This window comes from Micromonospora sp. C41 (assembly GCF_018070485.1).
In the GTDB taxonomy this organism is placed as follows: Bacteria; Actinomycetota; Actinomycetes; order Mycobacteriales; family Micromonosporaceae; genus Micromonospora; species Micromonospora chalcea.
Map to the genome: position 1 here is coordinate 118,496 of NZ_JAGPXP010000003.1, position 17,255 is coordinate 135,750.

The 17,255-nt window shown below is 74.2% G+C and carries 13 protein-coding genes; 4 read left to right on the forward strand and 9 right to left on the reverse strand.

Features of this window, described 5'->3' with window-relative positions:
• Positions 1-30: 30 nt before the first annotated feature.
• From KBX43_RS04575 to pcaF, 4 genes are all read right to left on the reverse strand, one after another.
• A complete protein-coding gene (locus KBX43_RS04575) occupies positions 31-531 on the reverse strand; it encodes a DUF456 domain-containing protein (protein WP_043325848.1) in 501 nt (166 codons plus the stop codon).
• A gap of 90 nt (positions 532-621) precedes the next feature.
• Positions 622-2,772, reverse strand: a complete 2,151-nt coding sequence (locus KBX43_RS04580; protein ID WP_210883375.1) for a bifunctional diguanylate cyclase/phosphodiesterase — start codon at positions 2,770-2,772, stop codon at positions 622-624.
• 4 nt (positions 2,773-2,776) lie between these two features.
• The gene (locus tag KBX43_RS04585; protein ID WP_064447258.1) at positions 2,777-3,595 is read right to left on the reverse strand and encodes an SAM-dependent methyltransferase; all 819 of its coding nucleotides are present in this window, start codon (positions 3,593-3,595) and stop codon (positions 2,777-2,779) included.
• A gap of 115 nt (positions 3,596-3,710) precedes the next feature.
• On the reverse strand, positions 3,711-4,916 hold the full coding sequence (gene pcaF / locus KBX43_RS04590) for a 3-oxoadipyl-CoA thiolase (protein WP_113971791.1): 1,206 nt from the start codon (positions 4,914-4,916) through the stop codon (positions 3,711-3,713).
• An 87-nt stretch (positions 4,917-5,003) separates the two neighbouring features.
• Here pcaF and KBX43_RS04595 point away from each other — a divergent pair, with 87 nt between their 5' ends.
• The 4 genes from KBX43_RS04595 to KBX43_RS04610 all read left to right on the forward strand — a co-directional run bounded on the left by KBX43_RS04595 (position 5,004) and on the right by KBX43_RS04610 (position 9,187).
• Positions 5,004-5,969 carry a glutathione S-transferase family protein gene (locus KBX43_RS04595; RefSeq protein WP_043325853.1) on the forward strand — a complete coding sequence of 322 codons (966 nt, stop codon included), beginning with the start codon at positions 5,004-5,006 and terminating at the stop codon, positions 5,967-5,969.
• Positions 5,962-6,630, forward strand: coding sequence for a DUF998 domain-containing protein (locus KBX43_RS04600; RefSeq protein WP_043325855.1), 669 nt, complete (start codon positions 5,962-5,964; stop codon positions 6,628-6,630). The genes KBX43_RS04595 and KBX43_RS04600 overlap by 8 nt, the downstream gene beginning before the upstream one ends.
• 136 nt (positions 6,631-6,766) lie before the next feature.
• Complete coding sequence (locus tag KBX43_RS04605; protein ID WP_181373726.1) at positions 6,767-8,047, forward strand: dicarboxylate/amino acid:cation symporter; 1,281 nt, start codon at positions 6,767-6,769, stop codon at positions 8,045-8,047.
• A gap of 72 nt (positions 8,048-8,119) precedes the next feature.
• A complete protein-coding gene (locus tag KBX43_RS04610; RefSeq protein WP_064447067.1) occupies positions 8,120-9,187 on the forward strand; it encodes an NADH:flavin oxidoreductase/NADH oxidase in 1,068 nt (355 codons plus the stop codon).
• Between the two features lie 82 nt (positions 9,188-9,269).
• Here the strand turns inward: KBX43_RS04610 and KBX43_RS04615 are convergent, their stop codons facing one another.
• The 5 genes from KBX43_RS04615 to KBX43_RS04635 form a co-directional block, all read right to left on the reverse strand.
• Complete coding sequence (locus tag KBX43_RS04615) at positions 9,270-12,755, reverse strand: ABC transporter ATP-binding protein (RefSeq protein WP_210883377.1); 3,486 nt, start codon at positions 12,753-12,755, stop codon at positions 9,270-9,272.
• A 90-nt stretch (positions 12,756-12,845) separates the two neighbouring features.
• Complete coding sequence (locus tag KBX43_RS04620) at positions 12,846-13,439, reverse strand: TetR/AcrR family transcriptional regulator (protein ID WP_030504220.1); 594 nt, start codon at positions 13,437-13,439, stop codon at positions 12,846-12,848.
• A 10-nt stretch (positions 13,440-13,449) separates the two neighbouring features.
• Complete coding sequence (locus tag KBX43_RS04625; protein ID WP_210883379.1) at positions 13,450-15,600, reverse strand: YhgE/Pip domain-containing protein; 2,151 nt, start codon at positions 15,598-15,600, stop codon at positions 13,450-13,452.
• Complete coding sequence (locus tag KBX43_RS04630) at positions 15,597-16,313, reverse strand: ATP-binding cassette domain-containing protein (RefSeq protein WP_210883381.1); 717 nt, start codon at positions 16,311-16,313, stop codon at positions 15,597-15,599. Before KBX43_RS04630 ends, KBX43_RS04625 begins: the two co-directional genes overlap by 4 nt.
• A 93-nt stretch (positions 16,314-16,406) precedes the next feature.
• Positions 16,407-17,246, reverse strand: a complete 840-nt coding sequence (locus KBX43_RS04635; RefSeq protein WP_043325861.1) for a DUF4081 domain-containing GNAT family N-acetyltransferase — start codon at positions 17,244-17,246, stop codon at positions 16,407-16,409.
• Positions 17,247-17,255 lie beyond the last annotated feature (9 nt).

A 17,255-nucleotide genomic window follows, 5' to 3' on the forward strand; every position in this document is an offset into this window, starting at 1 on the left:
ACCCTCCGGACGCCCCGCGCCGCCGCACCTCTAGACGAACAGCAACCCGGCGACCCAGAGCGCGGCGATCATCAGGCCGGCCATGAACTCCAGCAGCATGGACAGCCCGGCCGCCTTCAGCGCCTGCACGGTGGCCGGCCAGGCGAGCCGGGTGTCGCCCAGCCGCAGCCGCTCCGCGCCGAAGATCCCGCCGACGAAGCCGATCGGCAGCCCGACCACCGGGATCACGAAGAAGCCGACCACCCCGAGCAGCCCGCCGACCAGCAGCGACGACGTGGGCACGCCGGTCCGCTTCAGGTTCCGCCCGGGCCACAGGTACTTGAGCACGGTGCCGCCGGCGGCGATCACTGTGGCGGCGGCGAGCACCGCCCAGCGGCCCGGCCCGGCGCCGCCGAACAGCGCCCACACCAGTACGCCGCCCCAGCACAGCGGCAGCGCCGGCAGCCCGGGCACTACCACTCCGGCCAGCCCGGCGATGATCGCCAGCGCGGCGACCACCGACACCACGGCCTGCGAATCGGTGAGGCTCACCGTTCTCCCTTCCTCGCCTGCCGCCGCGTGAGCGGGAGGTGTTAAGCGGGGCCCCCTGCTCTACCGGAGGCGTTAACAGGGGGCCCTTCCTTACCCGCCCAGGCGGGCGCGGATGCCGTCGGCGGGCATCGGGGCGCCGAACAGGCGGCCCTGCCCGGTGTCGCACCGCAGCGCCCGCAGCCGCTCGGCCTGCACCTCGGTCTCCACCGCCTCGGCCGTCACCGACAGCTCCAGCGCGTGCGCCAGCCGGACCAGCGCGTCCACGATCCGCTCGTCCCGGTGGTCGGCGACCGCGTCCCCGCCGTCACCCTTTATCCCCTCGACGAACGGGCCCGCCAGCTTCACGCAGTGGATCGGCAGCCGCCGCAGGTACGCCAGGTTCGAGTACCCGGTGCCGAAGTCGTCGATGGCCAGCCGCAGCCCCAGGTCGGCGAGCTGGTGCAGGGTCCGCAGCGGCTCACCCGCGCTGCCCATGACCGCGCTCTCGGTCAGCTCCAGCTGCAACAGCTCGGCCGGCAGGCCGGTGTGCTGCAACGCCTCCGCGACCGTCTCCACGATGGCCGGGTCGTCCGCCTGCCGGGCGGCCAGGTTGACGCTGACCACCAGCGACGTCTCCGGGTACGCGCGCCGCCACGACTCGGCGTCGCGGCACGCCTGACGCAGCACCCACGCGCCGAGCCGGACGATCAGGCCGGTCTCCTCGGCCAGCCCGATGAACCGGTCCGGCCCGATCAGGCCCAGCTCGGGGTGCTGCCAGCGCACCAGCGCCTCGACCGCCACCATCGTGCCGTCCAGCAGCGACACGATCGGCTGGTAGTGCAGCACGAACTCGTCCCGGTCCAGCGCGGCGGGCAGGTTCGCGGCCAGCGCCGAGCGGGCGATGTCGGCGGCGCTGCGCTCCGGGTCGTACACCGCCCAGCGTCCCCGGCCCTCCGCCTTGGCCCAGTACAGCGTGGTGTCGGCGGCCTTCATCAGGTCACCGACGCTGGTTTCCGCCGCCGGGCACTCCACGATGCCGATGCTCGCCGACACGGCGAGCTGCTGGTCGGCGACGTGCACCGGCGCGGAGACGGCGGCCAGCGCCAGTTCGGCGACCTCCACCGCGTCGTCGATGCCGCCGTCGGAGTCGACCAGGATGACGAACTCGTCGCCGCCCATGCGGGCCACCAGGTGACCGCGCCCGGCCACGCAGTCGCTGAGCCGGCGGGCGATCACCTTGAGCAGCCGGTCGCCCAGGTCGTGGCCGAGGCTGTCGTTTATCGCCTTGAAGCCGTCCAGGTCGATGAAGCAGAGCCCGACGCGCTGGTCGTCGCCCGCCCCGTCGAAGACGGTGCCGAGCGTCTCGAAGAACAGCGTCCGGTTGGGCAGGCCGGTCAGCGGGTCGTGCAGCGCCTGGAAGCGCAGCCGCTGCTGCAGCTCGTACCGCTCGGTGATGTCCTCGACCATGGCGACGGTGAACCGGGGCCGGCCGTCGTCGTGCCGGATCAGCGAGACCGCGAGGTCGGTCCAGACGACGCTGCCGTCCTTGCGGTAGTAGCGCTTCTCGACCCGCGCGCTGTCCCGCTTGCCCTCGATCAGCTCCTGGTACAGCTCCCACATGCCGGCCGCGTCGTCGGCGTAGGCCAGCGCCGACACGTTCATCCGCCGCATCTCCGCGACGGTGTAGCCGAGCATGTCCGCGAAGGACTGGTTGACCTCGATGATCTGCCCGTCCACACCGGCGATGCCGATGCCGATGACGGCGCCGGTGAAGACCGCCCGGAAGCGGGCCTCGCTGTCCCGCAGCGCCTGCTCGACGGTGTCCCGCGCCTGCCAGGCGGAACGGGAGATTCGCTCCTGCTGGCTGAACACCCGGTCGCGCAACGCGCGGGCGAACCCGGCGGCGAACGCGCCCTGCAGCAGCGCGACCCGCTCGCGCAGTTCGGGTGACTCCGCCCGGCCGGGCAGCACCCACTGCAGGAACCGGTCACCGAGCGCGTGCACCGACCAGTCGAGCACGCCGGGCTCGGTGAGATGCGCCTGCACCAGGGCCCGTCCCACCTCCTCCGCCGGGCGGGCGGAGAAGGTGGGGGCGAGCAGGGCCTCGCCGAGCCGCTCGGTGAGCGGCACCAGCAGGCGCTCGGTCTCGGCCGCGGTCAGCGGCACGAATCCGATGCGGCGCACCGCACGAGCCCACTCGGCGGCGTACGCGACGGCGCCGGGCCGGCTGACGTCTCCCCCGTCGATGTCCGGGGCGCGCATGGGATCAGCCGAGGGCGCGGTCGTGCCGGGCGACGCCGCCGAAGGCGCCGAACCGCTCCGGGTGCTCGTCCACGTCCGACGGTGACTCGGGCCGCCACAGCGGCATGTGCACCACGCCCGGTTCGAGGATCGTCCAGTCGCCGAAGAAGCCGGTGATCTCGGCCCGCGAGCGCAGCGTGATCTCGGTGGCGGTACGCGCGGACAGCCGCTGCGCGTCCAGCATCTCCTGCGGCTGGTCCTCGAACGTGGAGTGGGAGATGACCAGGTAGCTGCCCGGGGCGGCGGCCGCCCGCAGGGTGGCCAGGATGTCGGCCGGGCGGTCGGCGTCCGGGACGAAGTGCACGACGCCGGCGAGCAGGATGCCCAGCGGCCGGTCGAAGTCGATCAGCCCGCTGGACCGGGCGTGGTCCAGGATCAGCTTCGGCTCACGCAGGTCGGCCAGGACCGCGGTGGCGCGCTCGTTGCCGGCGAGCAGCTCGTGGCTGTGCGCCACGGCGACCGGGTCGATGTCGACGTACACGATGCGGGCGTCCGGGTTCGCGGCCTGGGCGACCTCGTGCACGTTGCCGACGGTGGGGATGCCGGAGCCGATGTCGAGGAACTGGTCGATGCCGGCGTCGAGCAGCACCCGTACCGCCCGGCGCAGGAACTCCCGGCCCGAGCGCATGGTGGCGGCCAGGTTCGGTGTCATGGCCGCGATCTGCTCGGCCAGCTGCCGGTCGATCTCGAAGTTGTGGGCCCCACCGAGGAAGTAGTCGTAGACCCGGGCGGCGCTCGGCCGACTCAGGTCGATCTCGGTGGGCGCGCCGTCCGGCGTCTGCATCGCTCGGTCCCCCAGGTCGTCGCCGCCGTCGCTGGCGGGTCGTGTGGTGCAGACCACTCTAGGCCGGTACGGCCAGGTATGGGAGATCCACAACGGGCGATGCTGCCGGCCCGCGTCAGTCGGCCGACTCCAGCAGCAGCGAGATGCCCTGGCCGACGCCGACGCACATGGTCGCGAGCGCCCGGCGGCCGCCACGGCGGCGCAGTTCCAGCGCGGCGGTCAGCGCCAGCCGGGCGCCGCTGGCGCCGAGCGGGTGGCCCAGCGCGATCGCCCCGCCGCCCGGGTTGACATGCTCGGCGTCCTCCGGCAGGCCCAGCTCGCGCAGCACCGCCACGGCCTGCGCGGCGAACGCCTCGTTCAGCTCGATCACGTCCACGTCGGCGAGCGACAGGCCCGTCCGGTCGAGCAGCTTGCGGGTGGCCGGCACCGGGCCGACGCCCATGATCCGCGGCGGTACGCCGGCCGCCGCCGCGCCGCGTACCCGGGCCAGCGGGGTGAGGCCGTAGCGTTCGACGGCGGCCGCGGAGGCGACGAGCAGCGCGACCGCGCCGTCGTTGACGCCGGAGGAGTTGCCGGCCGTCACCGTGCCGCCCTCACGGAACGGGGTGGGCAGCGAGGCGAGCTTCGCCAGCGTCGTCTCGCGCGGGTGCTCGTCGGCCTCGACCAGCTTCGTCTCGCGCTTGCCGGCGGGCACCGTCACCGGGACGATCTCCTCGGCCAGCCGGCCGTCGGCCTGCGCCTTGGCGGCCCGCTGCTGCGACCGGTACGCGAAGGCGTCCTGCGCGGCCCGGTCCACGCCGAACTCGGCTGCCACGTTCTCCGCCGTCTCCGGCATCGAGTCGACGCCCCAGCCCTTGCGCATCAGCGGGTTGACCAGCCGCCAGCCGATGGTGGTGTCGTACACCTCGGCGGTGCGGGCGAACGGCGTGGCCGCCTTCGGCATGACGAACGGCGCGCGGCTCATGCTCTCCACGCCGCCGGCCACCACCAGGTCGGCCTCACCGGCGACGATCGCGCGGGCGGCGGAGGCGAGCGCGTCCAGGCCGGATCCGCAGAGCCGGTTGACGGTGCTGCCCGGCACCTCCTCCGGCAGCTCGGCGAGCAGCGCGGCCATCCGGGCCACGTTGCGGTTGTCCTCGCCGGCCTGGTTGGCGCAGCCCAGGATCACGTCGTCGGTACGCGCCCAGTCGACCGACGGGTGGCGGGCCACCAGTTCGCGGACGACGTGCGCGGCCAGGTCGTCGGGGCGGACCCCGGCCAGGGCGCCGGCGTACCGGCCGATCGGGGTGCGGACTCCGGCAACGAGATAGGCCACTGTCATCGCGCGTACGTCCTTCGGGGGTGGGAAGGGGTCGGTGGGGGTACCCGGCGCCAGGATATCCGTGACCGGAGCGGATAGGTTTGCCGCATGTCCGGGGCCCAGTTCAGCGCAGAGACAAGCGGCGGCGGCGCGTTCGTCCGCCAGCCCAACCGGTTCACCGGCCGGGTCACCCCGCACTCCACCTCCCCGGAGGGCGGCGGGCCGGACGATCAGGGGCGCTGGCCGCTGGAGGCGGGCCGCTACCGGCTGATCTGGTGCCGGGCCTGCCCGTGGGCGCACCGGGCCCGGATCGTGCGCGGCCTGCTCGGGCTGGACGAGGTGATCTCGCTGGGCACCGTCGACCCGATCCGGGACGAGCGGGGCTGGCGGTTCGCGCTCGACCCGGACGGCTTCGACCCGGTGCTCGGCATCGGCTTCCTGTCCGAGGCGTACCTGTCCACCGACGCGGACTACACCGGCCGGGTGACCGTGCCGGCGCTCGTGGACACGCTCACCGGACGGGTGGTCACGAACGACTATCCGCAGCTCACGCTCGACTTCTCGACCGAGTGGCGGCGGTTCCACGCGCCGGACGCGCCGGATCTGTACCCGGTCGAGCTGCGCCCGGAGATGGACGCGCTGATGGCGGAGATCCACCGGGACGTCAACAACGGCGTCTACCGATGCGGGTTCGCCACCTCCCAGGAGGCGTACGACGAGGCGTTCACCGCGCTGTTCGCCCGCCTCGACGCGCTGAGCGAGCGGCTGGCCGGCCGGCGCTACCTGATGGGCGACGCGATCACCGAGGCGGACGTGCGGCTGTTCACCACGCTGGTGCGCTTCGACGTGGCGTACCACGGGCACTTCAAGTGCAACCTGCGCAAGCTGACCGAGATGCCGGTGCTCTGGGCGTACGCGCGGGACCTGTTCCAGACGCCGGGCTTCGGCGAGACGGTGGACTTCGACCACATCAAGCGGCACTACTACGCCACCCACGACATGATCAACCCGACCCGGATCGTGCCGCTGGGTCCGGATCTGTCCGGCTGGACCACCCCGCACGGACGTGGCTGAGGACACCGGCCGCCGGATCTCCGCCGCGTTCGCCGCCGTCTGCCTGGCCGCCGGCGCGGCGGCGGTGACTGTTGCGGTGGTCGCCGGTCCCGGTCCCGGACCCGTCGCGTACGTGAGTGAGGCGGGCATCGCGGACAGCGGGTACGCCGGGGCGTACCGGATCGGGATCTTCTCGGTGGCCGCCTCGCTGCTGCTGCTCGCCGGGGCGCTGCCGCCGGGGTTGCGGGCGGCGGCCGGGCTGCTCGGCATCGGCGCGGTCGCGACTGTGCTGTCCGGCGCTGTCACGTGCAGCGAGGGCTGCCCGTTGCCGCCGTTCGAGGCCCCCACGGTGGCGGACCTGGTGCACGGCGGGGCCAGCATCGCGGCGACCGCCGCTGTGGTGCTCGCCATGCTCGTGGTGCTGTTCTCCCGGGCGGCGGACCAGGGGCTGCGGCGGATCGCCGCGGTCGGCGCGGCGGTGGCGCTGCCGGTGGCCGTCGTGGTCGCGCTGGCGCTGCTGCTGGTCGGCCGCAGCACGCTGCTCGGGCTGTCGGAGCGGGTGCTGCTGGTCGTGGTCGCCGCCTGGGGACTGGTCACCTCCGGATACCTGGCTGTAAGGAGCCTCACCGGCGACGGTCCTTCCGTTCCCACCCGCGACGGGAGTAACGTGTCGCGACGATGACCAATGTCTGGTGCCTCACCGAGCGCCTGTACGTCGATCTGCGACGGCAGGCCAGCGGCGTCTGTCCGGCGTAGCTCCACGCCCTGACGCCCGCCTTCCCTCTCCAGACCTTGGACCCGTCCTCATGGCTTCCGCCCTGCGCAGAATTCCCTTCTCCGTCCAGATCCTGCTGGGCCTCGTGCTCGGTGTGGCGCTCGGTTTCCTCGCCCGCGCCGCCGACCTCGCCTGGCTGACCAGCACGCTCGACACCGTCGGCGGCCTCTTCGTCCAGCTGCTCAAGCTGGCCGTGCCGCCGCTTGTCTTCACCGCCATCGTGGTCAGCGTGGTCAGCCTGCGCGGCGTCGCCAACGCCGCCCGGCTCGCCGTCAAGACGCTGCTCTGGTTCGCCGTCACCGCGCTCATCGCGGTGAGCATCGGCATCGGCCTCGGCCTGCTCACCGACCCCGGCCGCGGCGTCAACCTGGACCCGGCCGGCGCCACCGCGCCGAAGACCACCGGCTCCTGGATCGACTTCCTCACCGGCATCGTCCCGACCAACCCGGTCGGCGCGTTCGTCGAGGGCAACGTCCTGCAGATCGTCTTCCTCGCCCTGGTGGTGGGTGCCGCCGCGCTGCTCGTCGGCGACGCCGCCGAGCCGTTCGTGTCGCTCAACCGCTCGCTGCTGTCGATCGTGCAGAAGGCGCTCTGGTGGGTCATCCGGCTCGCCCCGATCGGCACGCTCGGCCTGATCGGCAACGCCGTCGCCTCGTACGGCTGGGACCTGCTGGCCCCGCTCGCGAAGTTCACCACGGCCGTCTACGTCGGCTGCGCGCTGGTGCTGTTCGTGGTCTACCCGGTGCTGCTCGCGGTGGCCGGCAAGCTCAACCCGCTGCGCTTCTTCGCCGGCGCCTGGCCCGCCATCGAGCTGGCGTTCGTGTCCCGCTCCTCGGTGGGCACCATGCCGGTGACCCAGCGCTCGGTGGAGCGCCTCGGCGTCCCCCGCGAGTACGCCTCCTTCGCCGTGCCGTTCGGCGCCACCACGAAGATGGACGGCTGCGCCGCCATCTACCCGGCGCTCGCCGCGATCTTCGTGGCGCAGGTGTTCGGCGTGAACCTGGGCGTCACCGACTACCTGCTGATCGCGTTCGTCTCGGTGGTCGGCTCGGCCGCCACCGCCGGCCTGACCGGCGCGATCGTCATGCTCACGCTGACCCTGAGCACGCTGGGCCTGCCGCTGGCCGGGGCCGGCCTGCTGCTGGCCATCGACCCGATCCTGGACATGATCCGCACCGCCACGAACGTGGCCGGTCAAGCGGTGGTGCCGACCATCGTGGCCGCCCGGGAGGGCACGCTCGACCGGGCCGCGTACGACTCGGCCGGCAAGCGCGACCTGATCGAGCCGGTCGAGACCGAGCGGCTCGACCCCGTACCCGCCTGATCCACACTTCTTCGGGTGCGTCTTCCGAAAGCGGGAGGCGCACCCGAAGCCATGACCGGAGGATCTTCGACAATGAGCGCCCTGTTCACCCCGCTCGCCCTGCGCGGCGTCACGCTGCCCAACCGGATCGCGCTGGCGCCCATGTGCCAGTACAGCGCCGGGCCCGACGGCCTGCCCACCGACTGGCACCGCGTCCACCTCGGCTCCCGCGCGGTCGGCGGGGCCGGGCTCGTGATCACCGAGGCGACAGCTGTGGTGCCCGAGGGCCGGATCAGCCCGCAGGACACCGGCCTCTGGTCCGGCGCGCACGTCGACGCCTGGCGGCCGATCACCGCGTTCGTCGCCGACCACGGCGCGGTGCCGGCCGTGCAGCTCGCGCACGCCGGGTTCAAGGCGTCCACGTACCGGCCGTGGGCGCCCGCGCGCGGCGGCGTGCCGGACGCCGAGGGCGGCTGGACCCCGGTGGGCCCGGGCGACCAGCCGTTCGTGCCGGAGTACCGCACGCCCACCGCGCTGGACGAGGCGGGCATCGCCGCCGTGGTGGACGCCTTCGCCACCGCCGCCGGGCGGGCGCTGGACGCCGGGTTCGCCGCCGTGGAGATCCACGCCGCGCACGGCTACCTGCTGCACGAGTTCCTGTCCCCGCTGACCAACCGGCGCACCGACGGCTGGGGCGGCGACCGGGCCGCCCGGATGCGGCTCACCCTGGAGGTGGCCCGCGCGGTACGCGCCGCCGTCGGCGAGTCGGTGCCGGTGCTGACCCGGATCTCCGCCACCGACTGGACCGACGACGGCTGGACCGTCGAGGACAGCGTGGTGCTCGCCGGGGAGCTGGCCGCCGCCGGGGTGGACCTGGTCGACACGTCCTCCGGCGGCGCGGCCGTCCGGGCGTCCATCCCGGTCGGACCCGGCTACCAGGTGCCGCTGGCCGCCCGGATCCGCCGCGACGCCGGGGTGCCGACCGGTGCGGTGGGCCTGATCGTCGAGCCCGAGCAGGCCGAGCAGATCGTGGCCGGCGGCGAGGCGGACCTGGTGCTGCTGGGCCGGGAACTGCTGCGCGACCCGTACTGGCCGCGCCGCGCCGCCGCCAAGCTCGGCACCACCCCCGCCTGGCCCAACCAGTACGCCCGAGCCTTCTGACCGTGCGCGTCGATCATGAAGTTGGCGGTGTTCCGCGTCCGTTTTGTCGCCGCCAACTTCATGATCAACCGGGAGAACGCGGTCAGCCGGCCAGGTGGCTCCAGCGGGGTTCCAGGTCGGTCCAGGCGCCCTGGTCGGCCACCGTGCCGTCGATCAGCACCACCACGTGGTCGGCCCGGACCAGCGCGGCCCGCTTCGCGGTCGAGCCGACCACAGTCACCCCGTGCTCGCGCAACGCCGCCCACAACGCCAGCTCCGTACTCACGTCCAGCGCCGACGACACGTCGTCGGCCACCAGCAGCTCGGTACGCGGCGCGAGCGCCCGGGCCAGCGCCAGCCGCTGGAGCTGACCACCGGAGAGCCGGGTGCCCTTGTGCCCGATCAGCAACCCGAGCCCGCCTCCCGCGGCGGCCAGGTCGTGTTCGAGCTGGGCGGTCGAGACCGCACCGGCGGCGTCCACCTGGTGCCCGAGCGCGATGTTGTCGGCCACCGTGCCGGAGAGCACCCGGGGCAGCTGACCCACGTACCCGACCTGGTTGGGGCGTAGGAACATCTCCGGCTCGGTCACCGGGTCGCCGTTCCAGCGCAGCTCGCCGACGTGGTGCACGATCCCGGCGAGTGCGCGCAGCAGCGACGACTTGCCGGACCCGACCGGGCCGACGACGAGCACCAGCTGCCCGCGCTCGACCACCAGGTCGACGTCGCGCACGGCCAGCGTGCCGTCGGAGTGCAGCGCGCCGAAGCCGGCCAGTTCCAGGCGGCGCAGCGGGTGCCGGGGCGGCGGCTCGGGCGCGGGCGCGGTGCCCGCGACCAGATCCAGGCCGGGCACCGGCGCCGCGTACACGGCCTCGCCGGTCATCGCCACCGTCCGCTTCGTCCACACCCGCGCCGACGGGTACTGCGACACCAGTGACGCGGTGGTCCACGCGAACCAGCGAGCCGCGCCGAGCGTGGAGACGGCCACCAGCGTGGCGCCGGCGGACAGCCCGCCGGCCAGGTAGAGCGCCCACGCGCCGATCGGCAGCAGGCCGCTGGCCACCGACGGCGTGGACCGGGCCCACACCTGCATGGCGATCTCACGCCGCTGCCGCTCGCTGCGTACCTCGTCGAGCCGGGCGAGGTGCCGCAGCACCGGGCGGGTGGCGCCGGCCAGCTTGACCGTACGGGCGGCGGACAGCGCGGAGACCAGCGCGGTGGCGAACGCGGCGCGCGCCTTCACCGTGCCGGCGGCGGTGCGTTCCAGCCGCGGCCCGAACAGCGTCGCCGCCAGCCCGGAGACCACCATCGTGCCGACGAAGAACAACGCCGGTACGAAGCTGCCGGTCACCAGCGTCATGGTGACCACGATGACCAGCGAGATGAACTGGTCCATCAGGTTGTCGGCCAGGTGCACCACCCGGTCGGTGTCACCGCCCTGGGCCACCACCTCGGCCGGGGTGTGCCCGCTGACCCGGCGCGCGCCGGTCTGCCCGTGCACCAGCCGGGCGCTGATCCGCAGCATCTGCCGGATCCACCACTGCGGGAACCACAGGTTCGTCAGGTACGGCAGCGGCAGCACCACGAGCAGCGCGGCCACGATGCCCAGCGCCGGCAGCCACGGGTCGCCGCCGCCGACCAGGTCGGCCCAGAGCCAGGGCAGCACCGCGCCGTCCATGCCGAGCACCGTCATCACGATGAACAGGCCGACCGAGATCAGGCCGTACCGCGGGTCGTTGAGGCCCAGCCGGAGGATCTCCCGCATGGTCCGCGCGGGGGGCGCGGGCGGCGCGGGTGGCGGGTCGGAGCGCGGCACGGCGGCCGGCCGCGTCGCGGGCGCGGTCGGCGTCGCGGGCGCGTCGTCCCAGGCGGGCGCGTCGAGCAGGTCGACGCCGCCGCGCCGGGCGCCCACTCCGGCGTACGCCCCGGCGTGGCTGGTGGCGAGCAGTTCGGCGAAGCGGGCCGACTCGCGCAGCGGACCGGCCTCCAGCACCGCTCCGTCGGCCATCACGACCACCTCGTCGCAGCGGCGCACCGAGGAGAGCCGGTGCGCGATGACGATGCCGATCCGGTCGGTGAGCAGCCGTTCGGTGGCCTCGCGTACCCGGTTCTCGGTGACCGGGTCGAGCCGCGCGGTGGCCTCGTCGAGGATCACCACGTGCGGGTCGCGGACCAGGATGCGGGCGAACGCGACGAGCTGCTCCTGCCCGGCGGAGAGCACGTAGCCGCCGTCGCCGAGCCGGGTGTGCACGCCGTCGGGCAGCTCGGCGATCCAGCCGGACAGGCCCAGCTCGGCCAGCGCCCGCTCGGCGGCGTCCAGCAGCTCCGGGTCGAACAGCGCCACGTTCTCGGCGAGCGTGCCGGCCAGGATCTCGGTGCGTTGCGGCACCACGGCGATCCACCGGCGCAGTTCCTCGACGTCCAGGTCGACCAGGTCGGTGTCGCCGAGGAACACCGTGCCGCGGGGCACGTCCACCGCCCGGGTGAGCACCTTTGCCAGCGTCGACTTGCCCGAGCCGGTACGCCCGACGAGCGCGTACGAGCGGCCCCGGACGAAGTCGAGGCGCACGTCGCGCAGCGCCGGCCCGCGCTCGTCCCCGCCGGCCGGGTAGCGGTAGGTGAGCCCGCGCACGGTCAGGTCGCCGTCGACCGGGGTGGCCCCGCCCTCCGGCTCCTGCGGCGACCCGGCGAGCAGTTGCACCCGGCCCCACGCGCCGAACGCCTGCTGCAGGTGCGGCACCCAGCGGGCGATGTGCTCGACAGTCGCGCCGAACGCGATGGCCAGCAGCCAGATCCCGGTCAGCCGGGCGGCGTCGACGCGGCCGGTGGCGAGCGCCCACGCGCCGCCCAGCACCACACCGGCGATGCCGACCCGGACCGCGCCGGCGGCGGCCGCGGTGACCCGGGCGGAGAGCCGGAACACCCGGACGCACCGGGCGATCACCTCGGCCGCGCGGCGGGCGTAGAGGCGCAGCACGTACGGCCGGGCGAGGCTGGTGCGCACGTCGTCCTGCCCGTGCACCGCCTCCTCCATCACCGCCGCGAGGTCGGACCACGCCTCCTCCTCGGCCATCCGGGCCGGGGCGATCCGGGCGGTCGGGCGGCGCAGCGTCACCGCGAGCAGGGAGGTGAGCACGATCATGCCGACACCGGCGGGCCACCAGACGATCAGCGCGCTCACCGTCGCGAGGACGCAGACCGCGAGGCCCTGCGCCAGCCGTACGCCGGTGTTCCGCATCTCGGCGGCGACCTGGTAGACGTCGTTGTCGATCCGGTCGAGCAACTCGCCGACCGGCGTGGTCTCCAGGGTGGGCAGGTCCTGGCCGAGCGCGACCCGGCAGAGCCGCCGCCGCACGTCGGCCGACCAGTCGGCGGTGAGCCGCGCCATGATCAGGCCGATCAGCAGGTCGGTGACGACAGCGGCGACGAGCGCCACCGCGAGCGCGACGAACCAGCCGGACGAACGGTGCACCAGCACCGGCCCGGCCAGCGCGGACGCGGCCGCCTGGCCACCGGCCCCGAGCACGATCAGCAGCAGGACCGCCGCCATCCGCCGGGGCGCCGTGGCCCAGAGATCTCGGAGCAGGCGCATGGAAGGTCCTCCGGACTCGGATCGGTGGGGGCGGTGACCTCACCCTCACCCTTCCGGCGGCCCGGAATCAACCGAATTACCGACCGCTGGTCAGGTCCGCGCGACCCGCCGGACGATGCCGAGCAGCGACTCCTGCACCTCGTCGATCGAGCGGTCCGGCGAGAAGACGAGCCAGTCCACCGCCACCACCAGCCCGACGCCGAACAGCGCCGAGCTGGCGGTACGCACGTCCAGGTCGGCCGGGAGGTCGCCGCTGTCCACGCCGGCCTGCACCGTGTCGGCGATCACCGCGATGGCCTCGCCGCGCAGCAGCCGCAACGTCTGCTGCCACTCCCGGTTGGTCCGCCACATCTCCGAGAGCAGCAGCTGGGCGAAGGCGCGGTAGCGGCGGATGTACTCCAGTTGCGCGCGGACCAGCGCGCCCAGCGCCTCCAGCGGCGGCAGCCCGTCCACGGCGGCCCGGAACTCGGCGGTGAGCAGGCCGATGCCGTGCCGCAGCAGCTCCTCGAACAGGACGGTCTTGGACTCGAAGTTGTAGTAGACGGTCCCTTTCGCCACGCCGGCCCGGGCCGCGATGTCGTCCACCGTGGTGGCCGAGAATCCCTGCTCGGCGATGAGGTCCACCGCCGCCACGAAGAGGCGCTGGCGGGTGTCCTCGCGCCGGCGTGTCCGTCCGTCCGTCACCGGCTCATCCTCACATGGTCAGTTCGGGGTGCAGCTTGGCCGGGGTCAGCCGGCGGGAGCGGCGGGCTGCGCCGACGGTGAGCGCCATGGCGCCCAGCCCGAACGCGAGCAGCACCAGCGCGCCGGTGACCACCGGGGCGGTGGTGCCGCCGTTGATGGTGTGCCGCAGGCCGTCCACCACGTACGTCATCGGCAGCCAGGGGTGGATCGCCTGGAAGAAGCCGGGCGACGTCTGCACCGGGTAGGTGCCGCCGGACGAGGTGAGCTGGAGCATCAGCAGCGCCAGCGCGGCCAGCCGCCCGGCCGGGCCGAGCGCCACGCCGAGCAGTTGCATGATCGCGGTGAACGCCAGCGAGGTGAGCGCGAGCAGCCCGAACGTGGCCGCCCCGTGCCGCGGGTCGAGCCCGAGCGCCAGCGTCACCACCGTGTAGAGCACGGTGACCTGGGCCAGGCCGATGCCCGCGGCCGGGAGCCACCCGGCGAGCACGACCCGCCAGCCGGGAGCGCCGGACATCACGTGCCGCCGGTTGACCGGCCGCAACAGCATGTACGTGATCATCGCGCCGACCCAGAGCGCCAGCGACAGGAAGTACGGGGCGAAGCCCACGCCGTACGAGCCGGCCGGGTTCTGCGAGTCGCGGATCAGGCCGACCGGGTCGCCGAGGACGCCGGCGCGGGTGGTCGCGTCGTCGTACCCGGGTAGTTTCCGCTCCCCGGCGGCGAGCCCGTCGGCGAGGTCGCCGGCGCCGCCCTCCAGCCGGGTCAGCCCGTCGACCAGCCGGTTGCTGCCGCTGCCGAGCTGGGCCAGGCCGCCGTCGAGCTGGCGGGCGCCGGTGGCGAGCCGGTAGAGGCCGCCGCGCAGCTCGGTCGCGCCGGTCGACGCGTCGCCGAGGCCGTCGCGGAGCTTGGCGCTGCCCTGGGCCAGCGTGGCGAGCCCGCCGGCCAGCTCGTTGACCTTGGCGCGGGCGGAGGCGACGTCGTCGGCCAGGTGCGGCGCGGCGGCGGCGACCTCCCGGGCGGTCTTCGCCACGTCGGTCATCTGCTTGCGCAGCGTGGCCATGTCGGTCTCGTCGAGCGCGGCCACCACGGAGCGGGCCTGCGTGACGGCCCGGTCGGCGGCCTTGCGGGCGGCGGCGAAGTCCGGGTCGTCCGCCAGTTCGGGGTGTTCCTTCGCGACCGCGTCGAGCCGGTCACGGATCTCCTCGGCGGTCGCCACCACCTCGGCGGCCTTGCCGGGGAGCGCGTCCAGCCCGGCGGCGAGCTGCTGCGCGCCGTCGGCGACGAGCGTGGCCGCCTTCTCGATCTTGTCGGCGTTGCGGCGCAGCACCGGCTCGTACTTGTCGGCGGCGGCGTTCACCGTCGCCGCCGCGGCCTTGGTCTCGGTGGCGGCGCGCCCGGCGCCGTCGGCGAGCTGGGCGGCGCCGGTACGCAACTGGTCGAGGCCCTTGGCGAGCTTGTCCGCGCCCTGGACGGACTGGTTCAGTCCACCGGTGAGCTGCCCGGCGCCGTCCGAGGCGTCACCGAGCCCGTCGGCGAGCTGATCGGCCCCCCGCTGGGAGCTGCCGAGCCCGTCGGCGATCTTCCCGGCGCCGTCGGCGGCGCGGCCGGTCTCGGCCTTGGCGTCGGTGAAGCCGATCAGCATCCGGTCGAAGTACGTGGCGGCGGTGCTCTGCGCGGCGGCGGCCCGGATCTCGCTGAACGCCGACCGGGCGAGCAGGCCGGAGAGGTAGTTGGTGGCGTCGTCGTTGACGACCTTCAGCTCACCCTGCCGGGCCGGGCGGTCCGGTTCCGGGGCGGCGGCGAGCGAGGCGGAGAAGTCCTCCGGGATGGAGAAGACCAGGTGGTAGCGCCCGTCGCGCAGCCCGTTCGTGGCGTCGGCCTGGTCGGTGACGGTCCAGCCGAACACCTTGCGGTCGAGCAGCTTCTCGGTGAGGTCGCGCCCGGCGTGCACCTCGCTGCCGTCGCCGGCGGTGGCCGGGCGGTCGGCGTTGACCAGGGCGACGGGGATCCGGTCCATCTTCCCGTAGGGATCCCAGAACGCGTACAGGTAGAGCGCGCCGTAGAGCAGCGGGACGATGGTGAGCACGGCCAGGGCGGCGCGCGGCAGCCGGCCCCGGGTCATCCGGCGCAGCTCGAACAGGGCAAGTCGCAGGACGCTCATGCGGGCACCTCGGCGGGACGGTCGGGAGCGGGCTCGGCGGGAAGGGCGGGGGCGGGCACTGCCGGGTCGCCGATGCGGTGCGCGGTGGCGGCGACGCCGGGTTCGACCGCGCGGGCGCTGGCGACCACCGCGTACCCCTGATCGGCGAGGCGTTCCAGCGCGCCCCACATCCACTCCCGCTCGGGGCGGTCGGCGCCGGCGTCCACGTCGTCGGCGACGATCAGGCTGGGGCCGCCGAGGCTGGCCAGCACCAGCCCGAGCACCTGCCGTTCGACGGGGGTGAGGTCTCTGCCGTACCGGTCGGGGTCCAGCGGCGCGTCGGTGAGGCCGGCGCCGGCGACGGCGGCGGCGTAGGCGTCGCGGCGGTAGGCCCGGCGGGCCCGCACGGCGGCCACCGGCACCAGGCGCCGACGGCGGCGCGGTACCGGGCCGAGCAGCAGCAGCCGTTCGGTGATGTGCTCGGCGACGGTGAGCGTCGGGTCGGGCTCGTGCACGCCGGCCACCTGGCCGAGCGCGGCCGGACCCCGGCGGCGCAGCTCGCCGTGGCTGTGCGGGAAGCGCCCGGCCAGCGTGAGCAGCAGCGAGGTGCGTCCGCTGCCGGGCGGGCCGGTGACCGCGACCAGCTCACCGCTCGCGGCGGTGAGGTCGACGTCCCGGTAGACCCAGCCGCGGCGCGTCCGCAGCCCCAGGCCGCTGGTCTCGACGATGTTCATCAGACCCCGAATTCCGAACTGACTAGTCAGTATAAAAACATGCCCAGCCTAGCGCCGGGTGTCCGGTTCGGGACCTCCGGCGGGACGTGATCCTCAGAACAGCACTGTGGCGAGCGTGCCGACCGGGCGGAAGCCGCAGCGCTCGTAGACCCGGCGGGCGGGCAGGTTGAAGTCGTTCACGTAGAGGCTCACGGTGGGCGCGACCCGGTCCAGCGCGTCGCGCACCACAGCGGCCATCGCGGCGGTGGCGATGCCCCGGCCCCGCCACTCGGGCGCCACCCAGACGCCCTGCACCTGCGCGGTCCGGCGGGTCACCACCGCCAGCTCCGCCTTGAAGACCACCCGCCCGTCGACGAAACGGGCGTAGGCGCGGCCGGCGCGCACCAGCTCGGTCACCCGGCGCCGGTAGCCGCGCCCGCCGTCCTCGGCCAGCGGCGACACCCCGACCTCCTCGGTGTACATCGCCACCGCGGCCGGGAACAGCCGGTCGACCTCACTGCCGCGCACCCGCCGCACGTCCGGGTCGGGCGCCACGGCGGGCAGCGCGTCAGTCGCCAGCAAGGGCTGGTTCGGGCGTACGTCCCGGGCCGGCCCCCAGTACGCGGAGAGGCGGTCCCAGAGCCCGAGTACGGCGTCGGCGCGGCCCACGATCGAGGAACAGAGTCGCTCCTGCCCGCTCAACTGCTCGGCGAACGCGGTCACCGCCGGCTCGGACGCGAGCACCGGGGTCAGGTTGCCACCCAGCCAGCAGATCGACTCCAGGTTGCGGCGGGAGCCGTAGCCGAGGATCCGCGCCTCGGCCCGCCACCAGGCCAGCCCGCGCGCCGCCACCCGCTCGGCGACCTGCGCGCCGGCGTACGGGTCGAGGTCGAGCAGCCGCTCGACCGCGCGGCGCTCCGACTCCCCGAGTTGGCGTACCGGCATCGTGAGCACGGTTACCAG